Raw genomic sequence first — 1,629 nt, 5'->3', positions numbered from 1 at the left:
GCGATCTCCCACAGCCCGTCCGGAACAATCCAACTCCACGTACCCCGCCCCATGCCCTGACCAACGACCGCCTCACCACGTAGGACACGGTCTAATACTCCAGCAGCGGTTCGTGTCCTGAGCTGGTGATTGTCATTGTCCTGGTATGGAGGGCATGACTGAAGTCGGTTGCTGGGCTGCGGAGTTGGAGTCGGTGTTCGCCCGGGTGGCGGGCCGGTTCGGGCGGGCGGATCTGCCGTGGCGGATGCGGGACTACGTCCGCGGTCTGCTGGGCCAAGCGGCACGGAAGAACGGCTGGCAGCTCGCGGAATGGGCCGGCCATCGCACGCCGGACGGCTTTCAGCGGCTGTTGAACAGCAGCGTCTGGGACGCGGACGCCCTGGTCGACGACGTCCGTGCTTACGTCGGTGAGTCCCTTGGCCCCGGTGGTGTGTTGATCATCGACGACACCGGGTTCATCAAGAAGGGCGCGACTTCGGCCGGGGTGGGCCGGCAGTACACCGGCACCTCGGGAAAGATCGACAACTGCCAGATCGGGGTGTTTGCCGCCTATGCCACTCGTTCGGGCCGAGCCCTGGTGGACCGGGAGCTCTACCTGCCCAAGGTCTGGACGTCCGATCGTGACCGCTGCCGGGCGGCGAAGATCCCCGACGAACGCGGCTTCGCGACCAAGGGAGAGCTGGCCCGGGACATCGTCCGCCGCTGCCTGGCCGCTGGCCTGCCCGCCGCCTGGGTCACCGCGGACGAGGCCTACGGGCAGGACTGGCACTTCCGCCGCCTGCTCGAGCAATTCGACGTCGGCTATGGTGGCGGTGCCCAAGTCGCAGCAGATCAAGTCCCTGGCCGGGATCTGGCGCATCGACCAGCTCATCGAGGACGCTCCTGCCGATGCCTGGCAGAGATTCTCCTGCGGCGACGGCGCCAAGGGCCCGCGTGTCTACGACTGGGCCGCAGCCAAGCTGCCCGCCAACCTCGTCTTCGACCCCGACCCGCCGACCCATCACCGCTGGGTGATGGCCCGTCGCAGCCTGTCCGACCCTGGCGAGATCGCCTACTACCTGGGCTACGCACCCGTCGGTGCCGAGATCGCCGAGCTGGCCCAGGTGGCCGGCTCCCGCTGGGCGATCGAGGAGTGCTTCCAGGCCGCGAAGAACGAGTGTGGCCTGGACGAGTACGAGGTCCGCCGCTATCCCGGCTGGTATCGGCACATCACCCTGGCGATGCTCGCCCACGCGGTCCTGACGGCACTCGCCGCCCAGGCAGGCGAGGCCGCAAAGGGGGATGCAGAAACGGATCAGCCCTCATCCCGCTCACCGTGGCAGAGATCCGGCGGCTCCTGGACGCTCTCCTGCCCCACCCGCGAGCCGACCGCGACCCCGTCACCCACGCACTGAAGTGGTCGGCCTGGAGAAGACACCGCCAGGCCGTCGCCCGCCGCTGCCACTACCAAAAACGCAGCTCAGGGCACGAACCGCTGCTGGAGCACTAAATGACAACGGGCCAGTGGGTAGACCACGGCCAGCACAGGCCGAGAGAAGGGTGACAGCGTGCGAGCCAATGTTGGAGACCGGATCATCGTTCACAGCAGGGCCGTGGGGCTTGCGGAGCAAACGGGAGACATCATCGAGG

General features: G+C 67.6%; 1 protein-coding gene and 1 pseudogene. Both read left to right on the top strand.

Annotation, left to right across the window (positions count from 1 at the left end):
* Positions 1-244 precede the first annotated feature (244 nt).
* A pseudogene (locus ACZ3ZD_RS35900) lies at positions 245-1,394 on the top strand (IS701 family transposase).
* Positions 1,395-1,547: 153 nt separating this feature from the next.
* Positions 1,548-1,629 (top strand): DUF1918 domain-containing protein (locus tag ACZ3ZD_RS35895; RefSeq protein ID WP_467407242.1); only part of this gene is annotated, 82 nt, incomplete at its 3' end.

This window comes from Streptomyces sp. NPDC023481, assembly GCF_055560195.1.
Note: the sequence above shows the minus strand (reverse complement) of the source record. Positions and strands in the feature narration are given on the sequence as shown.